This window comes from Bifidobacterium porcinum (assembly GCF_055378475.1).
The window spans coordinates 1,146,089-1,165,795 of the sequence record NZ_AP029603.1; the positions used below are offsets into that span (position 1 = coordinate 1,146,089).

Annotated in this window: 18 protein-coding genes and 5 tRNA genes; 3 read left to right on the forward strand and 20 right to left on the reverse strand. The window is 58.5% G+C overall.

The genetic code is table 11. The features are described 5' to 3' along the window. Positions 1-2 precede the first annotated feature (2 nt). The 18 genes from purH to ACZ41G_RS04555 form a co-directional block, all read right to left on the reverse strand. Complete coding sequence (gene purH, locus ACZ41G_RS04470; RefSeq protein ID WP_033505613.1) at positions 3-1,637, reverse strand: bifunctional phosphoribosylaminoimidazolecarboxamide formyltransferase/IMP cyclohydrolase; 1,635 nt, start codon at positions 1,635-1,637, stop codon at positions 3-5. Further along, positions 1,612-2,982, reverse strand: a complete 1,371-nt coding sequence (locus ACZ41G_RS04475; protein ID WP_464144679.1) for a cell division protein PerM — start codon at positions 2,980-2,982, stop codon at positions 1,612-1,614. Before ACZ41G_RS04475 ends, purH begins: the two co-directional genes overlap by 26 nt. Continuing rightward, positions 2,979-3,902, reverse strand: coding sequence for a succinate--CoA ligase subunit alpha (gene sucD / locus ACZ41G_RS04480; RefSeq protein ID WP_015450574.1), 924 nt, complete (start codon positions 3,900-3,902; stop codon positions 2,979-2,981). Before sucD ends, ACZ41G_RS04475 begins: the two co-directional genes overlap by 4 nt. Continuing rightward, positions 3,899-5,101: an ADP-forming succinate--CoA ligase subunit beta gene (gene sucC / locus ACZ41G_RS04485; RefSeq protein ID WP_464144681.1), complete on the reverse strand. Its 1,203-nt coding sequence runs from the start codon at positions 5,099-5,101 to the stop codon at positions 3,899-3,901. Before sucC ends, sucD begins: the two co-directional genes overlap by 4 nt. A gap of 20 nt (positions 5,102-5,121) precedes the next feature. Then, positions 5,122-5,700, reverse strand: a complete 579-nt coding sequence (locus ACZ41G_RS04490; RefSeq protein ID WP_033505620.1) for an adenine phosphoribosyltransferase — start codon at positions 5,698-5,700, stop codon at positions 5,122-5,124. Between the two features lie 80 nt (positions 5,701-5,780). Then, positions 5,781-6,287, reverse strand: a complete 507-nt coding sequence (locus tag ACZ41G_RS04495) for a preprotein translocase subunit YajC (protein ID WP_081966487.1) — start codon at positions 6,285-6,287, stop codon at positions 5,781-5,783. 44 nt (positions 6,288-6,331) lie between these two features. After that, a complete protein-coding gene (gene ruvB / locus ACZ41G_RS04500) occupies positions 6,332-7,396 on the reverse strand; it encodes a Holliday junction branch migration DNA helicase RuvB (RefSeq protein WP_033505622.1) in 1,065 nt (354 codons plus the stop codon). Between the two features lie 25 nt (positions 7,397-7,421). Then, positions 7,422-8,039, reverse strand: a complete 618-nt coding sequence (gene ruvA, locus ACZ41G_RS04505) for a Holliday junction branch migration protein RuvA (RefSeq protein WP_033505624.1) — start codon at positions 8,037-8,039, stop codon at positions 7,422-7,424. A 50-nt stretch (positions 8,040-8,089) separates the two neighbouring features. Further along, positions 8,090-8,671, reverse strand: a complete 582-nt coding sequence (gene ruvC, locus ACZ41G_RS04510) for a crossover junction endodeoxyribonuclease RuvC (RefSeq protein WP_015450580.1) — start codon at positions 8,669-8,671, stop codon at positions 8,090-8,092. A gap of 4 nt (positions 8,672-8,675) precedes the next feature. Further along, entirely contained in the window at positions 8,676-9,434 is a 759-nt protein-coding gene (locus ACZ41G_RS04515; protein WP_015450581.1) for a YebC/PmpR family DNA-binding transcriptional regulator, read from the reverse strand. Between the two features lie 51 nt (positions 9,435-9,485). Continuing rightward, positions 9,486-10,691: a glycosyltransferase family 4 protein gene (locus ACZ41G_RS04520; protein ID WP_464146221.1), complete on the reverse strand. Its 1,206-nt coding sequence runs from the start codon at positions 10,689-10,691 to the stop codon at positions 9,486-9,488. 68 nt (positions 10,692-10,759) lie between these two features. Next, positions 10,760-11,785, reverse strand: coding sequence for a phosphatidylinositol mannoside acyltransferase (locus ACZ41G_RS04525; RefSeq protein WP_464144684.1), 1,026 nt, complete (start codon positions 11,783-11,785; stop codon positions 10,760-10,762). Between the two features lie 8 nt (positions 11,786-11,793). Then, positions 11,794-12,441, reverse strand: coding sequence for a CDP-alcohol phosphatidyltransferase family protein (locus ACZ41G_RS04530; RefSeq protein ID WP_464144686.1), 648 nt, complete (start codon positions 12,439-12,441; stop codon positions 11,794-11,796). A gap of 98 nt (positions 12,442-12,539) precedes the next feature. Continuing rightward, the gene (gene thrS, locus ACZ41G_RS04535; protein ID WP_464144687.1) at positions 12,540-14,573 is read right to left on the reverse strand and encodes a threonine--tRNA ligase; all 2,034 of its coding nucleotides are present in this window, start codon (positions 14,571-14,573) and stop codon (positions 12,540-12,542) included. Between the two features lie 713 nt (positions 14,574-15,286). After that, positions 15,287-15,359: transfer RNA gene (locus tag ACZ41G_RS04540), tRNA-Val, on the reverse strand. A gap of 34 nt (positions 15,360-15,393) precedes the next feature. Further along, positions 15,394-15,465, reverse strand: a tRNA-Val gene (locus ACZ41G_RS04545). A 42-nt stretch (positions 15,466-15,507) separates the two neighbouring features. Beyond that, positions 15,508-15,578: transfer RNA gene (locus tag ACZ41G_RS04550), tRNA-Cys, on the reverse strand. A 28-nt stretch (positions 15,579-15,606) separates the two neighbouring features. Then, positions 15,607-15,679, reverse strand: a tRNA-Gly gene (locus ACZ41G_RS04555). A 210-nt stretch (positions 15,680-15,889) separates the two neighbouring features. Here ACZ41G_RS04555 and ACZ41G_RS04560 point away from each other — a divergent pair. After that, on the forward strand, positions 15,890-16,717 hold the full coding sequence (locus ACZ41G_RS04560) for a PAC2 family protein (RefSeq protein WP_033505633.1): 828 nt from the start codon (positions 15,890-15,892) through the stop codon (positions 16,715-16,717). Between the two features lie 125 nt (positions 16,718-16,842). After that, positions 16,843-16,918: transfer RNA gene (locus ACZ41G_RS04565), tRNA-Gly, on the forward strand. Positions 16,919-16,930: 12 nt separating this feature from the next. Here ACZ41G_RS04565 and ACZ41G_RS04570 read toward each other — a convergent pair. After that, entirely contained in the window at positions 16,931-17,539 is a 609-nt protein-coding gene (locus tag ACZ41G_RS04570; protein ID WP_464144689.1) for a DNA-deoxyinosine glycosylase, read from the reverse strand. A 158-nt stretch (positions 17,540-17,697) separates the two neighbouring features. After that, positions 17,698-18,618: an undecaprenyl-diphosphate phosphatase gene (locus ACZ41G_RS04575; protein WP_464144691.1), complete on the reverse strand. Its 921-nt coding sequence runs from the start codon at positions 18,616-18,618 to the stop codon at positions 17,698-17,700. Between the two features lie 180 nt (positions 18,619-18,798). Here ACZ41G_RS04575 and ACZ41G_RS04580 point away from each other — a divergent pair, with 180 nt between their 5' ends. Continuing rightward, entirely contained in the window at positions 18,799-19,590 is a 792-nt protein-coding gene (locus ACZ41G_RS04580) for a fructosamine kinase family protein (protein ID WP_412171399.1), read from the forward strand. Positions 19,591-19,707 lie beyond the last annotated feature (117 nt).

Below are 19,707 nucleotides of genomic sequence, written 5' to 3' on the forward strand. Positions count from 1 at the left end.
AATCAGTGGAAGAAGTGGCGGGTTCCCGTGACGTACATGGTAATGCCGGCTTTACGAGCCGCTTCGAAAACTTCCTCATCGCGGATGGATCCACCGGGCTGCACAATCGCCTTGACACCGGCGTTGATGAGGTATTCCGCGCCATCAGCGAACGGGAAGAACGCATCGGAAGCGGCGACCGAGCCAGTGGTACGGTCGGCGCCATCAGCCAGCGTATTGGCACGTTCGACGGCGAGATGGCAAGAATCCACACGGTTGACCTGTCCCATGCCGATGCCGACGGTTGCTTGATCGTGGGCGATGAGAATGGCGTTCGACTTCACACAACGAATGGCACGCCAAGCAAACTCGAGGTCGCGCAGCGTATCGGCATCCGCGGGATCGCCGGAGACAAGCTTCCACGCATCCGGGCTGTCGCCGGGGGCGTTAATCAGATCAGTAGTCTGCACGAGCAGTCCCCCGTCGATCTGACGGTACTGCTGCTTGGTGCGAGGAGGCTCGGCGACCTTCAGGATGCGAAGGTTCTTCTTCTTGGTCTTGAGCAACTCAAGGGCTTCCGGCTCATAGTCGGGGGCGACGATGACCTCAGTGAAGATCGGCCGCACGTTCTGGGCCATTTCAAGCGTCACCGTGGTGTTCGCGGCGATGACACCGCCATAAGCGCTCATCGGGTCGCAGGCATGCGCCTTTTTGTGGGCTTCGGCGACGGTCTTGCCGAGTGCCAAACCGCAAGGATTGTTGTGCTTGACAACAGCGACGGCGATGCTCGGGGCGAAATCCCACACGGCGCGCCAAGCAGCATCGGCGTCAACGTAATTGTTGTAGCTCATGGGCTTGCCACCGAGCTGTTCGGCATGGGCGAACCCGTTCTGGTTCAGCGGATCCAAGTAGAGAGCTGCCTGCTGATGCGGGTTCTCGCCATACCGCAGCATATGAGAGCGATCCCACGTACGCGTGTACGCCTTTGGGAACACGGTATCCTCATTGGGAATGTCGTCATCCGACACAGGCTGGTCGGCGGTGATGCTTTCCGGCTTCGGCCACTGCTTGGACGTCCACTCGTTGATGGTCGCGTCATAGGCGGCTGTGTGGGCGAAAGCCTTGGCGGCGAGCCAGCGACGCTCCTCAAGGCTGAACCCGCGACCGTCTTCGATGCGCTTGGCCACCAGCGCATAGTCAGCGGGATCGGTAATGATGGCGACTGTGGCGCTGTTCTTCGCCGCTGCGCGAACCATGGACGGGCCACCGATATCGATTTTCTCGATGGTGTCCGCCTCATTCGCACCGGAACGGACGGTATCCGCGAACGGATACAAGTTGACCACCACCAGGTCGAAAGGCTTGATACCCAGCGTTTGGAGTTGCTTGACATGCTCGGGGTTGGTCATATCGGCAAGGATGCCCGCATGAATGTGAGGATCAAGGGTCTTGACACGGCCGTCAAGGCTTTCCGGGAAGCCAGTGACTTCACTGACCTCGGTCACGTTGACACCAAGTTCGGCGAGACGCTTGGCGGTCGAACCGGTGGAAACGACTTCAGTGCCTGCGGCGATGAACGCCTTGGCAAGCACGTCGATGCCTTCCTTGTGGAATACGGATACGAGGGCCCGTTTAATCGGTCTGTTCGTTGATGCCATCCTGTTCCTCCTTGGTGGTTGTTGTCGCATGATCTACGACAATAGGTGTACTGGCGACACCTCGCGGTTGTCTGTCAGCCGTATTCCCGGTTGACTGACTGTTCTTGGCCGGGCGCAGATGCGACCAACACAAGCGTAATCCATACCATGTCGCATCGGCAACGATGACCGCCGCCCATGTGCCGAATAATCCGACGATGGTCGGATATCCTACGGCGCGTGTCGAAGCCACGACGTCGACGCCGACGTGCGCGAGCCGATGCGCTCCCAGCGCACCGTTGGACAGGGCGAACATGCACGACGACCCCAAAGCCACGAGCGCCCCCGAAATGCAGAATGAGCCAAGCGGATAGGCGAACATGATAATGTCGCGCACCACTGTGGCACGGTCGTCTCCGGCGCGGGGCGCCCTAATGGCGAAACCGGTCGGCGACAACATGAATGCGAGGGCACAGACGAGAGATACGATCAGCGGAAGTGACAAAAGGAATGAGCGCAACCCATCATTGCCGATGGCTTGCGGGAAAATGCCGAACAGCGGCACACCCGGCAGGTCCGTGGACTGTCCGATCCACATCGTGAAATGTGCAAGCTCCCCTATGCGGAATCCAGACCCGAACATCCAAGACAGGGACCAGATGCACAGGTTGGGCAGCCACGCGAGTGAACATACCGATGTCATGATGCGTGATCCCACGCCCATCGCATCAAATTCAAAAATCTTGGATACTGCATCGGCGCCGTAGACAATCCAGACCACCACATCGATGCACGCCAACAGAACGTATATGCCTAGCAGCGTCAAGCCCAGTGCCGCGCCGAGCGACAGCGCTCGCCTGAGTTCACGGGACACATGCTGTCCAAAGAACGCCTTAATGCGTTGCCACGATTCGCTTACCGGGAACACCCCGAGCACGAAGGCCACAGTGAATACAAAGCAGGTTTTTACCGCCACGATGCCGATATTGTCAAGCAGGCCCACGGAGATATGGAAGGCGAAGGCCATGTTGAAGGACAACCATGTGATGAGCCCGCCAAAATATGCGGCCCAAGACAGATGACGCTTGCGCGCGATGGATGCGAGCAACCACACCATCAACAGCGTCAGTGCCAGAGGAATCACACTCAGGGTGATTGCGCTGGTCTGGAATCCAATCCCTTGGCTGAGCAGAATCATGCTTTGCGTCAGCGAGAAAGCATAGTCTGTCAAACCGCCGGTACCTTCTTCCATGGATATGACCAGCAGAAGCAGGGAAATCAGCAACCAGAGCGCAAGCGCATATAACGCCATGGAGGCCGCCGCGAAGACGACCCCCTTGACGAATGAAACGCACCCTTCTTTCATGCGGCGATGGATTGCAATGCCTTGCGCATGAGGTCAGCGGTCTGACGCGGTGTCTTGCCGACAGGAATCCCGACGGCTTCCAGCGCAATCTTCTTATCTTGCGCGGTGCCTTTTCCACCGGAGACAATGGCGCCTGCATGACCCATCTGCTTGCCTTCAGGAGCCGTGAAGCCTGCGATATAGGCGACGACGGGCTTGGTCATGTGCTTGCTGGCCCATGCGGCGGCATCCTGTTCGGCGCTTCCGCCGATCTCGCCAATCATGACGACACCCTTGGTGGCGTCATCGGCTTCGAACTGTTCCAAAGCTTCCTGGAGTGTCGTGCCGACGATGGGGTCGCCCCCCACACCCACGCACGCGGTGAAACCTATGTCGGAGAGCTCGCCCATGAGCTGGTAGGTGAGCGTACCGGATTTCGACACGAGGCCGAGCGGACCGCGGTGGACGATGCCATCGGGGATGATGCCAAGGTTGACGCCGTGAGCACCGTCAGTCGCCGGCAATGTAATCAGGCCCGGGCAGTTCGGTCCGATGATACGGACACCCTTGCGCAAGGCGAGTTCGACGAAGTATGCGGAATCGGCAACGGGAATACCCTCGGTGATGACGACAATCGTGCCGATACCGGCTTGAATCGCTTCGACGACAGCGTCTTTGGCGAAGCGCGGAGGTACGAAGATGACACTCGCCTTGGCTCCGGTCGCTTTGATCGCTTCGCTGCATGTCGCGTATACGGGAATGACCGCGTCCTTGCCTTCACGGGCCTTCGGATAGGTGACGGTCGTGCCTGCCTTGCGAGGATTGACACCACCGACGATATTCGTCCCTGCCTTGAGCATTCTTGCCGTATGGGTCATACCCTGATGGCCCGTCATGCCCTGGACGATGACCGGGGCACCATCTTCAACAAACAACGTCATTTCGTGGCCTCCTTGCTGGACGATGCGGCAGCGATGCGTGCGGCCTGTTGTGCTGCTTCCTCCATGGTGCCATAGACATGCAGGTTCGGGTCATTGGCATCAGCGAGCATGCGCAGACCTTCCTGTGCAGCGTTGCCGTCGAATCGTACAACAATCGGCTTGACGGTCTCGATGGCTTGCAATGCGCCGAGAATGCCAGCAGCGACTTGCTCACATGACGTAATGCCGCCATAGACGTTCACGAAGACAGAACGCACTTGCGGGTCAGACAGTACAATCTCTAAGCTGTTGCGCATGACCTCGGCTGAGGCGCCGCCGCCGATGTCGAGGAAGTTCGCCGGCTTGATGCTGGTGCCCTGTTCCTCGCCGGCTCCAGAAACCGCATCAAGCGAGCTCATGACGAGTCCTGCGCCATTGCCGATGACGCCGACCTGTCCGGTCAGATGTACATAGTGCAGTCCGAGTTCCTTTGCCTTGCGCTCGTACGGGTCAAGCTGCGTGGCGCCTTCGAAACGCTTCCAACCGTCATGCCGGTACGAGGCATTGTCGTCGAGTGAAATCTTGGCATCGAGCGCGCACAACGATTTACTTGATTCATCTTGCGGGTCGCCGATTTTGGCGAGCGGGTTGATTTCCACGAGCGTGGCATCGTTGGTCTTGAAGCACTGCCACATATTCAGCAGAATGCGCGCAGCCTGGTCAACGTCCGCATGGTAGAACCCGATGTTGCGCGCCATCTCAGTCGCGGCTTCGAGGTCGAAAGTGTCCAACGCGTTGATGTGCAGGCGCTTGACCGATTCGGGATGGGCCTTTGCGATTTCCTCGACTTCGGTGCCACCGTTCGCTGTCGCGAGCACATCGAAATCACGCGAGGTGCGGTCCACTGAAATCGAGACATAGTATTCGTGGATGACGTTCTTGGCTTCCGCGACCAGTACGCCACGAACCTGATGGCCATGGATGACCATGGGGAAAATGGCATTCGCCGCAGCGACAGCTTCATCGCGCGTATGGGCAATCTTGACGCCGCCTGCTTGACCGCGATGGCCGATTTTCACCTGCGCCTTGATGACGCACGGATATCCGATGGTATCCGCAGCCTGGGCGACTTCGTCGGCATTCGACGCATAAATCCCACTTGGGGTGGGAATCCCTTGCTCGTCAAGCAGCTGGCGAGCCTGATACTCGTATAAATCCATTTCTGCCTCTCTTCATCCGGTCACGCCGGCATGGACACCAGTGTGCTCGTAGGGTATGGACCAAGACTGTCGATTCCGTCAAGCCCTTCGAGTTGCATCACAAAGCTGAAACCGGCGATGATGCCGCCGCATTTGCGAATCAGGTCCGCTGCCGCCTTCGCCGTGCCGCCCGTTGCGATGAGATCGTCGACAATCAGTACGCGTTCGCCGGAGCTGACCGCATCGGATTCCACTTCCACACGGGCTTGCCCGTATTCCAAGGTGTAATCCTCGCCGATGACGGGTGGCGGTAGCTTGCCCGCCTTACGCACTGCGATGAATCCCTTGCCAAGTCGGGCTGCAAGCGCCGGACCGAACAGAAAGCCCCTGGCTTCCAGCCCTGCTACAGAGTCAAAGGAATCAGCAGGAACCGGCAGTGCCTTTTCAAGGCCTTCCAAGAGAATCTGCAGACCTTTCGCGTCCTCGAGAACCGGCATGAAATCACGGAAGTTGATACCTTCCTTGGGGAATCCAAGCACTGAACGGAACAGGGAGGTCATGTATTCGGCCTTGTCCCTGCCTACTAGTTCCAGTTGTCTGATATGGATATCGGATGCCATCGATGGGACCTGATCTTTCTGATTGCTGTGTTGCCGGATTCGCCGGGCTGCAAATCGAGACGGAAACCGACTATGATAGGTTATTTGGCTTCGTTGTCGGATGCTTTGTCTTCGGTATCGGCTTCGCCTGCTTCAGCCGGTGCAGCTGTATCAGCAGTGTCATCCGCCGAGGACGCATTCTGCACGTCGGTTCGCTCGGTGTCAGAAACCCCAGTCTCGGACGCCGCAGACGTGCCCTCGGCACCCTCGCTGCTGGCATCTTCCTGCTGCGAATCATTGGCTTCGGCCTCGTCGTCATCGATGAACGCCGGACGCACGTATTTTCCGGCGACGGCGTTGAGCTTGAAGCGCAGACGAGAGCCTTCGGAATCCACGACGATTTCCTCGTACTTCTCGTCCACGGATACAATCGTGGCGATGATGCCGCCACGAAGCACGACGAGAGTGCCCGGGACCATGGCCTCCCGCAATTCTTCCTGCTGCTGCTGCTGCTTCTTCTTCATACGACGTGAACTCATCCACATCATGAAGATGAACAGGATGAGGATGACGATCATAACCATATTAGGATCGAGATTCTGAGACATGGGACTCCTGACGTGCTAGCGGGGTGCTATCCAAATATCTAACCTTAGAATAGCTTGTTGACATCATCCTGGGGTTCAAGGCCGAGATGCCTCCAGGCCTTAGCCGTTGCGACACGGCCTTTTGGAGTGCGTACGAGGAATCCCTCGCGGACAAGATACGGCTCACATACCGTCTCCACGGTTTCCGATTCCTCGCCCACCATCGCCGACAGATTGTTCAAGCCAACTGGTCCGCCGTTGAAATTACGGCAGATTGCCTGCAATACGGCGATATCGAGTCTGTCCAATCCTTCGGAATCGATCTGGTACAGAGCCAGCGCCTGAGTGACCGCATCGACGTCCACACTTTCCAAATCATGGACGATTGCCCAGTCGCGCACACGACGCAGCAACCGGTTCGCGATACGCGGCGTCCCTCTGGATCTCAGGGATAGCTGATGCGCCGCGCCTTCTTCCAATTCCACGCCAAGCACCGAAGCGGACCGCTCGATGAGTTTCTCCAACTCCTCATGTGGATAGAAATCCAGATGCGCGGTAAAACCGAAACGCGCCCGAAGCGGCGAAGGCAACATGCCTTCCCTTGTGGTGGCGCCAATCACCGTGAAGCGCGGCAAAGTCAACGGGATGGATGACGCACCGGGCCCCTTGCCGACCATGACATCGACACGGAAATCCTCCATGGCGATGTACAGCAGCTCCTCTGCCGGCCGAGGCAGACGATGGATCTCGTCGATGAACAGTACTTCTCCGGCGTCCAACGAGCTGAGAATGGATGCGAGATCCCCCGCATGCTGGATGGCAGGCCCCGAAGTCACCCTGATCGGCACGCCCAGTTCGTTGGCCACGATCATGGCAAGTGTGGTCTTACCCAGCCCTGGAGGGCCCGCCAGGAGGATATGGTCCGGGGGAACCTCACGTTTGCGTGCTGCGTCAAGGAACAGCTGCAATTGTGCTTTGAGCCGTGGCTGCCCGATGAACCCTTCAAGGACATGGGGACGCAGCTCCTCGTCACTCACTGGCTCGCTGTCCAATGGTTGCGAAGATACCATACGCAGGGATTCCTCCCTGGCGCCATCATTATTCACCGTCATATCTTCAGATTGTCGCATATCTCGCCTGTGCCCTTCTCATGCATTATCGCCCGCGGTCAAGTTCGGTCAGCGCCAGTTTGAGCACACGAGGCACGTCCTTCTCGCCTATAGGAGTGTCAATATCATGGTCGCGGCATGCGCGTTCGACGGCATCCAAGGCATCCTGCTGACGCCACCCAAGCGAAATAAGCCCTTCAACGACCTGTTGGGCACCCGTGTCCACCGGCGACTGAGCTGGGCCCGATACGCCCTCGACTTGGGACAGATCAAGCGAGCCTTTGAGCTCCAGGATGATTTTCTGCGCCCCCTTCTTGCCGAGCCCCGGCGCTTTGGCCAACGCAGTGGCATCCCCGTCGGCAACCGCCCTGGCAAGACGGTCAGGAGGCAAGGTGGACAGCAACGAAAGTGCGACCTTCGGGCCGATGCCGCTCACTTTTTGCAGCTGGAGGAACATCTTTTTCTCAGCAGGTGACAGGAATCCATACAACGTGATGGCATCCTGGGTGACCGCCATAGAGGTGTACACGGTAGCGGATTGCCCTGAGTGCAATGAGGCAAGATCAGTCTGCGGCATACGGACGTCAAAGCCCACACCGCTGACATCAAGCACGACCCCGGACTGGTCGACCGCTGCGACCTGCCCATGAAGCATGGCGATCATATTGTCTCCTTCAGGCTGTGTAACCAACAATCGAACATCTGTTCGATAGCTTACATGCCGCGGTCGACTCCGCGACGACGCTTCGCCCGCTGCGCCGCGACCGCCCACTGTCGTTGCGCGGCGGTCAGATGCTGTTCACGTTCGCCTCCCTGCAACGCCCCTGCCGGCCGCAACGCATGGCACATCGCTTGCGCCAAAGCGTCAGCTGCGTCAGGCGGGGTGGGCATCTCGGACAGGTTCAGGATACGCATGACCATGCGTTCGACTTGGAGCTTGTCCGCTTTGCCGTTGCCAGTGATCGCGAGCTTGACTTCGGTCGGAGTGTGCAAAGCGACGGGTATCCCCCGCTGCGCGGCTGCGAGCATGGCCATACCCGCCGCCTGCGCGGTTCCGAGCACGGTGTTGCGATTGGCCTGCGCGAACACGCGTTCAATGGACACCGTGTCAGGGACAAAGCGTTCGATTTTATCAACCAGTCCGTTGTAAATCGAAAGCAGCCTCAAATCCTGGGAAGTGTCGGGGCTGGTGCGGATGACATCGACATGGATAAAAGAAAGCCGGCGTGACGCGCCGGCTTCCACCACGCCGACCCCGCACCGAGTCAGGCCGGGATCAACGCCAAGGATGATCAACAGATCACTCCTCTTCCTCCAATTGGGCCATCACCTCGTCGGATGCGGTCCAGTTGCTGTAGATGTTCTGGACATCGTCAAGGTCGTCGAGGTTGTCAATCAGCTTGGACACCTTGCGGGCGTCGTCGAGGCTGAGCTCAATCTCGTTCTTCGGAATCATGACCAGATCGGCGGAATCGTAGTCGATGCCAGCTTCCTGGAGACCCTTGCGGACCGTGATAAGATCGGCGGGATCGGTGATCACGCTGAACACGTCACCGTCATCGGACACGTCCTCGGCGCCGGCTTCGGCTGCAATCTCGAAGAGCTTGTCGTAATCCAGACCCTCGGACGGCACCTCGATCTGGCCCTTGCGCTCGAAGTTGAAGCTCACGGCGCCTGACGTGGCCAGGGAACCGTTGCCCTTGGTCAGTGTGGAACGCACTTCAGCCGCGGCACGGTTGCGGTTATCGGTCAGGCATTCGATGATGAGGCCGACGCCGGCAGGCGCATACCCTTCGTACACGATGTCCTCGTAGTTGGCGGCACCGTCTTCCTCACCAGAGCCACGCTTGACGGCGCGCTTGATGTTGTCGGCAGGCATGGATGCCTTCTTGGCCTTGACAATCGCATCATACAGCGTCGGGTTGCCGTCGGGGTCGCCGCCGCCCAGACGGGCTGCGATCTCGATGTTCTTGATCAGCTTCGCGAACAGCTTGCCGCGCTTGGCGTCAATGGCGGCCTTCTTATGCTTGGTGGTCGCCCACTTGGAATGCCCTGACATAATGCTCCTAGCAGATACGGGTACGATAAACACACCGATTGTAAAGCGCTTTCAAGACAAGACCTCGGCGTACACGCCGAGCACCTGGTCTACGACACTGCTCCAGTCATACTGCAATGCGCGGTTCTGGCCGGCCTCACCCAACGACGCGCGTGCCCCACGGTCTGCTATCAACGAACACACCACGGAAGCGCAATCACGGTCGTCACCATTACCGAACAACGCAGCAGCACGACCATCATCCGCGACAGCCACGAATGCAGGAAGATCGGAAGCCACGACCGCGCACCCCGCCGCCATGGCTTCGGCGAGCACGATACCGAAGCTTTCACCTCCGGTCTGAGGAGCGATATAGACGCTGAGCGACCTGTAGAATCGAGCCTTGTCTTCATCGCTGATTCTGCCAAGGAATTCCATATGATCCATAAGGCGCCCCGATGGGTCGACCGCATTGACAATCGACCTGCCTTCGCGCTCACCATCGCCGGCACACAGGAACCGGGTTTGCGGATACCGGTCAAGAATCCTTGACGCTGTACGGCAGAATACCGCGAATCCTTTCCGTTCCTCCCCCATCCTTCCAAGGAACCCGATCGTCGGGCTCTCATCGTCTCCCTGCCAGGCGGTCACGGGGGTGGCCTGGGCGAATTGATCAGCATCGATGCCATTGGGAATGACCGACACCGGCACGTTCCCGGGCAAATACCGTTGTGCAACCTCGCGTGCGGCATCGCTGACACAGATGGCGTGGGACAGTGGTCGCAGATAACGGTTGAGGTAACCTTGGAAGAAGCGCAACGCGAACGGGTAGACGTCGAACGCAGCATGGAATGTCCCGATGAGCGGAGGATGATGCACCATGGTCAGCGGTTTATGACTCAGGGAAGGCGTCTCGGGCTCATGAAGATGCACAATATCGAAATGCCCCTGCCGGACCCAACGACGCACCTGGGCCCCGACGAACCCGAAATAGCTCAGCCGCGACACCGAACCGTTGTAGGGAATCGCAAAGGAGGTACCGACCGTCTGCACCCACAACGGCATATCGTTGGTCCGTCGTCCGGGCGCAAGAACCTCGACCTCGTGGCCTCGCGCAATCAGTTCCTTCGCGAAGTCACGGATATGGAACTGCACACCGCCCGGAGTCTCGAACGAATACGGCGAGATGATACCGACGCGCAACTTCCGGCCGTGCAACGGATCCGGCTGACACTGCGCTCCACAGTCTGCCTCATCGCGACGATCTGCGTTCGACATCATGTCCTTTCTTCCGTCAACAAGACAATAGTCATAGCCTACACCGTCTCGGGCTTTCCGGCGAAGGCTTACATGCCTCGTTTGCGCTGCTTGATCATCTTGAGGACCTCGTCGGGGACGTCCTTGAGCCGTGACAGGTCGAGATCCTCGATGAAAATCGGTTGGAGCATGTGCCAGTCCTGCGGATGCTCGGCTATACCGCTCGCCCACACATCAACCCATGCCTGGCTGATATCATGAATCGCCTGCTCACGGGGAAGACCGGCGAATCGAGAGATATCAATCGGGGCGCTGACCCGGCAGACATACCCGTATGGGGTACGGGCTGTCCTGCGTCTTTCTCCATGCAGACGTTCACGATACATATTGACGACATACAGGGGCAAGCCGGTGTCATAGGCCAAGGTTGCAGGCCCTCGCGCCACACGAATCATCGAGTCGAAGGCGCGGACGAATTCGCCGTGACGGCTCAGATCACGGTCTGCGAGTAGCGGCACCACCACATGCGGCTTGTCCAGTTTTTCCTCCAGTTTACCGATTAGGCCGGGCTGACCGGTGAGCAGGATTGAAATGCCCAGGGACCGTCTGATGTCCACGAAAGTCTTGAGCAGTTCTTCGTTCTCCAACCGTTCGGCGACCGTGGTCACCGGGGCGATATCGCGATACGCCCAATACCCGGCGTAATCCCAATTGCCTTGATGTCCCATAGCGATGGGCACCGAACCGGCTTGCACACGCGTGGATTCGATGATCAGCGCACACCCGGGGCCGTCCCCGCGTACACGGGCACTCAGGCATTCATCGCTTCTGCCGCCGACCGTCATGGCTTCGGAGAAATACGTGAAATAGGACCGCATCGCCCGGTGGGAAACATGCCGCAGATGTATCCTGTTCCGGATTGCTGCCCATACTCCGTCATGTTCAGACCGGTTGTGGTCATGCAATACGTGTGACAGGTTGCGTTCCAACTGCTTGACGCCGCCGGCGCGCGTCAGCCAAGCGATATCAGCGGCGAACAAGAACAGCCCCCTGACCAGCCGCTCAGGCAGCATACCGGCGTGCTTGGCGATGAAGATAAGGACCCTGTCAAGCATGGCCGGTGTTACCGCTCATCGGCTTTCATCTGACGCCGCACCTCGAAAATCCTCTGGAACACCGTAATCAGGCCGAGCACAGTCAAGAGCGCCATCGCGATGGCAAGCCACAACCCGTTATAGGTCAATCCGGTCACGAACATGCCAACTAGGATGATGAACAGGCGATCAGCCCGTGTCGCGATGCCGTTTTTAGCCTCGTACCCCACAGATTCCGCACGAGCACGGGCATAGGAGGTGACGAATGAGGTCATGATGGAAACGAGCGCGCAACTGATACCGACATGAGAGATGACGTCCTCACCGGATCCGCCGTGCATCCACCAGTCGCTATGCAGGTAGAAAATCAAGATGCAGCCGATGAGAACCGCCCAATCGGCGATTCTGTCAAGAGTTGAATCAAGGAATGCGCCGAATTTCGTTCCCCCGGTGGTCAGCATGGCCACAGAACCGTCCAGGGAATCGAACAGCACGACAATCGCGAGGAAAAACACGAGGGGAATGATCCAACCGGTGATGCCAATTGCAATGGACAACGCTATGGACAGAATCGACCCGGTGATTGTAATGCCATTGGCACTCATATGCATACGTACGCAAACACGGGCGATGGGTTCGGTCAGTTTCTTCCACAATCCCCGGCAATGTTCCAGCATTGTCTTCGATACCTTTCTTGTCGATTATCGGCAGGCGAATCGGGCGGCACTGAAATGTCCAGTGCCGCCCGAACCCGTTCAGCGCAATGTCGTACGGGTCACTTGGTCGCGGCCGCGAAATCGTCGGCGTTGTTCACTTGGACACGCTTCTTGATGACTTCGAGGATCCACGCCTTAGCCTGGTCCACCGGCACGCCGTTGAGCTGGCTACCGTCACGGAACCTGAAGCTGACAGCGTTCTTCTTGACGTCCTCCTCACCGGCAATAAGTGTGAACGGGACTTTCGACTTGGACGCATTGCGGATCTTCTTGCCGAAACGATCGTCCGAGTTGTCCATCTCACAACGCACGAGGTTCTCCTCGAGATCATCGATGAACGCCTGCAGATGCGGGGCGAACTCGTCGGCGACCGGGATGCCCGTGACCTGCACCGGGGCGAGCCAGACCGGGAAGGCGCCGGCATAATGCTCGAGCAGGATGGCGAAGAAACGCTCAATGGAGCCGAACAGGGCACGGTGAATCATCACCGGGCGCTGGTGGGTGCCATCTGCCGCGATATACTCAAGGCCGAAACGCTCAGGCAGGTTGAAGTCGAGCTGGATGGTGGACACCTGCCAGGTACGGCCGATGGCATCGCGCGCCTGGACGGAAATCTTCGGGCCGTAGAACGCGGCGCCAGCAGGATCGTCGACGAGTTCGAGTCCGGATTCCTTGGCGACCTCGGCGAGCGTATTGGTCGCTTCCTCCCAGATCTCGTCGGAGCCGACGAACTTGTGGGGATCCTTGGTCGACAGTTCCAGATAGAAGTCGTTGAGGCCGAAGTCCTTGAGCACCTTGAGCACGAAGGTGAGCAGGCGGCGAAGCTCAGGCTTCATCTGCTCGCGCGTGCAGTAGATATGCGAATCATCCTGAGTCAGACCGCGGACTCGCGTCAGGCCGTGCACCACGCCGGACTTCTCGTAGCGGTACACCGTGCCGAATTCGAACAGACGCAGCGGCAGTTCGCGGTAGGAACGCTGACGTGACTTGAAAATCAGGTTGTGCATCGGGCAGTTCATCGGCTTGAGGTAGTAGTCGAAGCCCTGCTTGGTGACGTTGCCGTCCGCATCACGTTCCTCGTCAACGCGCATCGGCGGATACATATTGTCCTTGTACCAATGCAGATGCCCGGATGTCTCATACAGGCCGCCCTTGGTGATGTGCGGGGTCTGCACGAAGCTGTAATGGGCTTTGCGATGCATTTCGCGGGAGTAATCCTCCATCGCGTTGATGACCGCGGCGCCCTTCGGATGGAACACGGCGAGACCAGGTCCAATCTCCTCCGGGAAGGAGAACAAGTCCATTTCCTGCCCGAGCTTACGGTGATCGCGCTTGGCGGCCTCTTCCATGCGGGACATATAGGCCTTCAGGTCGTCCTTGCTCGCCCACGCGGTGCCGTAGATACGCTGAAGCATCGGGTTCTTCTCATCGCCGCGCCAATATGCGGCTGCGGTGCGTTCCAGCTTGAATGCCTTGATGTAGCGCGTGTTCGGCAGGTGAGGTCCGCGGCACAGATCCTTCCACACCACATTGCCTTCACGGTCGACATTGTCGTACATGGTCAGCTCGCCCTTGCCGGAGACCTCGGTGGACGCGGCTTCGTCGATTTCGGCTTCCTTGGCGCCAATCAGCTCAAGCTTGTAGGGCTGGCCCGCTTCTTCGGCGCGAGCTTCTTCCTCGCTGACCACGCGGCGGCGGAAGGACTGGGAGGACTTGATGATGCGCTGCATGCGCTTTTCGATTTCCTTGAGATCCTCCGGAGTGAACGGATCCTTGACGTCGAAATCGTAGTAGAAGCCATCCTTGATGACAGGACCGATGCCGAGCTTGGCATCAGGACGAATCTCCTGCACGGCCTGTGCCATGACGTGGGTTGCGGAGTGCCGCATGATGGCCAGACCGTCCTCGGAATCGAGGGCGATCGGCTCAACCTTGTCACCATCGTGAAGAGGGGTGTACAGGTCACGGGGTTCGCCGTTGCGACGCACGGCGATGATGTCTTTGTTGTCGCTGAAGAGATCGACGCCGGTCTGGCTTGCATCCACCTCCTTCACTTCACCGTTGACTGTTATGGAGATGGTTTGTTCTGCCATGAGGTGTCCTTTGCTATCGGGGCCCGCGGTACTAAGGTGCAGGCCTGGACTGTGTGTTACCTCGTTTACGGTAAATGCGGGACACGACATTGCACCCCGGTGCGGCATGAAGACTGTGGATGTCCGCCAAGTATCGCCCAATCTGTGTGTCTGGAATTGGGTGGAAGGGTTGTGTTGTCGGGTGTGTCGCGGTTTTGGGTCTTCTGGTCTGTGGGTTCGGACCGGGCAGGCATGGGTACCTGAAACCCGCACGGACCTGTTGCGATGCAAGGTGTACGCGCGAGTTCGGATATGCCGTGCCGCGCATGCCCCGGCATACGTCTCACGCTAGGTAGGAGATCTTCCAGCCTGTCTGGGTGACGGAATGTCACTTTACATATGTCCGGGCATGTGTAAGGCGCGGAACACGATGCAGTGCCGATACTTTCCGGCTATATCTGTCCAGTTGCGCATGCCACGGCGTACAGGACGCACACAACTACCGGAACAATGATCCTAACTGTCGTACGCTCCACAACCGGACACGCGTCTTGGGCAATCACTGCACAAACTGACGGCGTTGACGATGATCCTGGCGTAACCAGTTGTAGGTGACGGCAGTGTTCCATTGGCGCGCCGCTGGACACACATGTTGGCCTATAACCCGGCCGCGGAGGGGAAGCCGACAGTGGAAAACAAAAAACGCCACGCATCGCGTGACGTTCCTGATGATGTGGGTGATGCAGGAATCGAACCTGCGACCCCTTCCGTGTGAAGGAAGTGCGCTAGCCGCTGCGCCAATCACCCGATTGGTGAAGAAAGCCGGATTCCTCCGGACTCGTGGGCGATACAAGATTCGAACTTGTGACCCCTTCCGTGTCAGGGAAGTGCGCTACCTCTGCGCCAACCGCCCAGGTTGTGTCTTGGTTTGGAAGACTTACGCCTTCCTCGCCAGAGGTGGGTACGAGAGTCGAACTCGTCTATACGGCTTTGCAGGCCGCTGCCTAACCGCTTGGCTAACCCACCGTAAGGTCGTCAACTCATCGGACCTTAGAGCGGACAACGGGACTCGAACCCGCGCTCTCGACCTTGGCAAGGTCGCGCTTTACCAACTAAGCTATGTCCGCGTTTCAACCACATTGCTGTGTTTGAAGCAACGAGTAATTACTATAACGACATCCGTGTGATTTGCAAAATCGAGTGCCTTCCTCGGCGTGTCGCTTTCTGCCGCCGTCGTTCCCGTCAGTAGGAAAAACTCAATATTTCCAAGGGCTGAGAGGATTCACCACCGGCATAAGCGCCGGCACACACCGCAAGGAACAGATACATTAGAGGCTATGAGAGCAGAACCGATGCATGAGACATTCATGATCTCCGCCTTCGAGGGCTGGAACGATGCGAGCCAAGCCGCAAGCGAAGTCATCCATTACCTCATCGGCCACTACGAATCCAAACTCATCCACGAAATCAATTCGGATGGCTATTACGACTACCAGGCCACCCGCCCTATGCTCTGCCATATCACCGGCCGGGCACGCATCATCTGGCCGCACACCTCGTTCTACGACATCACCCTCTCTCCCGACCTACACGTTCTGGTCCAGATCGCCCCAGAACCGAATTATCACTGGAAAGACTATTGCAGGGAGGTCCTGCATGTCGCCGAGGACTACGACGTCACCCATGTCATCACGCTCGGCTCGATGTACGCCGCATGCCCGCACACCAGGCCGCTGCCGGTAGACATTTCCAGTGCCACCTGCTCTTGCGAGCTCGACCGTGAATACAGTGGCCCCATCGGTATCACCACCATACTTGACCAGATGGCCTGCAACGCTGGCATGCGGACGACATCCATGTGGGTGTCCATTCCCAAATACATGAATACGGATATGTGTGCGCAGGGCACTTTGGAACTTGTGCACGGACTGTCCACGATTCTCGGCGTGCCGCTTGACACCAAGGATCTGGCGGCGAAGGCGGAGACATGGAAGATGAAGGCGTCCACAATCGCCGCATGTGACGACCGGCTGTCAGCGTATATCGCCAAGCTAGAGCGCGAGTACGACCTCGCCCAGCGCGCCCGTACCATAGCCTCGCTCGGGGCGCCGCAAGCCGAACAGCTGGTCAAAGAGGCCGAGGCATTTCTCAAACGCATGGAGTAAAGCGGCGATTCACCTTCAGCAGTCGTGTCGACCGGCCGACACGCCGTGGATTTGCCGGCCGGTCGACACGACGCTATAGTAATCCACGTTCCAAGTCGTGCGGTTACGTTGTGACAGAAGAACATGCGGACATAGCTTAGTTGGTAAAGCGCGACCTTGCCAAGGTCGAGAGCGCGGGTTCGAGTCCCGTTGTCCGCTCCATCATCCCGGGTGTCAAGCCCGGGATTTTTTGTTTTCCACTGTAGGCTTCCCCTCCGCGGCCCCGCTTCTCCCGCCGGCGGACGCGTCAGTTGCCGCATGCACCGCCACAAGCACCCCTGCGCGGGCGAACGCCGCTCGGTAAATCGACACTAGATCATCCAGCGACTTGGCTGCATTTGCCGGACTCGTGGACGCCACTGTCATCATCTCCACATCAATACCGAGCCGTTTGAGTCCGGGTTCGACAAGTTTGACGTACAGCTGTCCGGCCTTGCTTCCAGTGGTCATCACCAGCCGTATCGGCGCGCCACGTAGAATCATACTGATGTCGTTGGGCTCGGGATTGCGGATGCTACCGTCGCTCGCCCCCGAAATATCACAGGAGGCAAGCACGTCCCACAATGCGACATGATGGTTCAACGCGAACGCCGCACGCGTGGCCGGCTCGCGCCCGGGATCGCCGCCGAACACCGCCGCCATCACAGGCCAGAACCGGTTTCTGGGATGCATATAGTAAAAGCCCTGCTCCCTTGATTTCGGGCTCGGCATACTGCCTAGCACAAGCACTTGCGAAGCCTCGTCCCATACAGGGCCGAATCCGTGAACCACATGTTGCATCATGGAAGGGCATGATACCCACAGGCCTGCTCAGGGTAGACAGCGCTCTTCGGGTATGCAAAGGGCGCCACACGTATGAATCCGCGAATCCGCGGAACCACACGCATGACGCCCCTCGCGGCCCGCCACGTGCATGGAGGCAATCCAAAGCCTTACGTAGGTCAGAACATCGCTGCCACGGTGTTGACCATCTCAATCGCAGCCGTCTTGGTCGTCTGCTCCATCGGCTGCAATGCGCCGGCAATCAGCAGAATCGCGACAATGACGGCGATCACGATGCGGTAGATAGCGAACGCGCGGTACGAGAACGTCGAAACGAACTTCAGGAAGCCGATGATCACGACATAACCGACCACGAAACTGACGACAGTCGCCGCGATGGTCGCGCCCCAACCCGGGAAGGTCGGATCGGCAGCAGCCGAACCCACCGATTTCACGGTTTCCAGAATGCCCGCACCGAAGACCGCCGGAATCGCCATCAGGAAGCTCACCCGCACTGCGGCTTCACGGGTGTATCCCATCGCACGGCCGAAAGTGATGGTGCCGCCGGAACGCGACACGCCAGGAATCAAAGCGAGCATCTGTCCGATACCGAAAATCAGCGCCTCTTTCCAGTTCATCTCGCGAATCGTCTTCTTCTGCGGCGCCTTCGCATCAATCACCCACAGCAGGACGCCGAAGATGATCAGCACCGTCACCGTGATCCACAGGTTGCGCAACGTGGTCTCGATGGCGTCCTGGAACAGCAGACCGGCCACGACAATCGGAATGGTGCCGATGATGATGTACCAGCCTTCGGCCGCGTCCCTGTCCCGCGTGCCGAACCGCTCCTTCCAATCCCCCGTGATCGGACGGGTGAACAGGCAGCGGAACCAATGTGACAGAATGCGCGCGATATCACGGCGGAAATACAACAGCACCGCGAGTTCAGTACCCAGCTGAATGATCGCGGTGAACGCAGCCCCAGGATCGGTGTGCAACATCAGCTCGCCGATGATACGAATATGTGCGCTCGACGATACCGGAAGATATTCGGTAAGCGCCTGCACCAAGCCGAGAATAATCGCTTGGAAGAAATTCATGATCCCTCTTATCGTGTCGAATCGATTGTCTATCTGGTTGTCAGTATTGCTTACAGCAGATGACGTGACTACTTTATCCGGCCGTGCGCATATTTCCACAACACGGTTCGGTTTTGCCGCAAAGAGCACACACAACGGGAAAGGCATACACTGGAATAAACCGATCAGGAGGTTGTTCATATGGCGAAATACCGCAAGAGCAGGATGTTCACTCCCGCCGGGTTCTTCGAATGCGAGGGCCGCGGGTTGCAATGGTTGGGTCAAGCCCAAGCCCAGGGCGGACCGCGCGTGGTCGACGTCTACGGATGGGGCGACAACTGGCTGGATATCGAGCGTGTCGAAGGCTGCTCGCCCACGCCGAAAGCCGCATACGATTTCGGGGCCGCGCTCGCCCATATGCATGACGCCGGCGCCGCGCATTTCGGGTCGGCTCCGGATGGATACACAGGAACGTGCTATTTCGGTCCGCTGCAGGACCCGGTTCCGATGGACACCGGCGACTGGGACGACCCGGTGAGTTATCTGGCGGATGGCAGGCTCAGGCCGATGGTGCAATTGGGCATCCAGCGCGGCGAGCTTACCGACGATGACCTGGCACTGACCAATGAGGTCATCGACCGCCTGCCGGATCTGCTGGGACGCGCCGCGGACGACACGCCGGCGCGCGTGCACGGGGATCTATGGAGCGGCAACGTCATGTGGACCCGGGACAGCGGCGATGTGGAGGCAGTGCTCATCGACCCGGCCGCCCATGGCGGACACCGGGAGGAGGATCTCGCGATGCTGAACCTGTTCGGCATGTCGTATCTGCACGAGATTCTCGACGGATATCAGCGTGTGCATCCGCTCAAGGCAGGATGGCAGGACCGCATCACCATCTGGCAGCTCTATCCCATCGCCGGGCACTGCGTGTTCTTCGGCGGCGGGTATGTCAGCGAATACCGCTCGATGTGCCACTCATTGTTGAAATAACTCCTTGCTGAAATAACAATGAACAGCGGGCTGGTCTCCTTGCCAGTGCGCAACCGAATGTGCCCGTTTGCTGTTGATGGGAATCCTGAAAACCCATCAACAGCAAACGGGCACAGT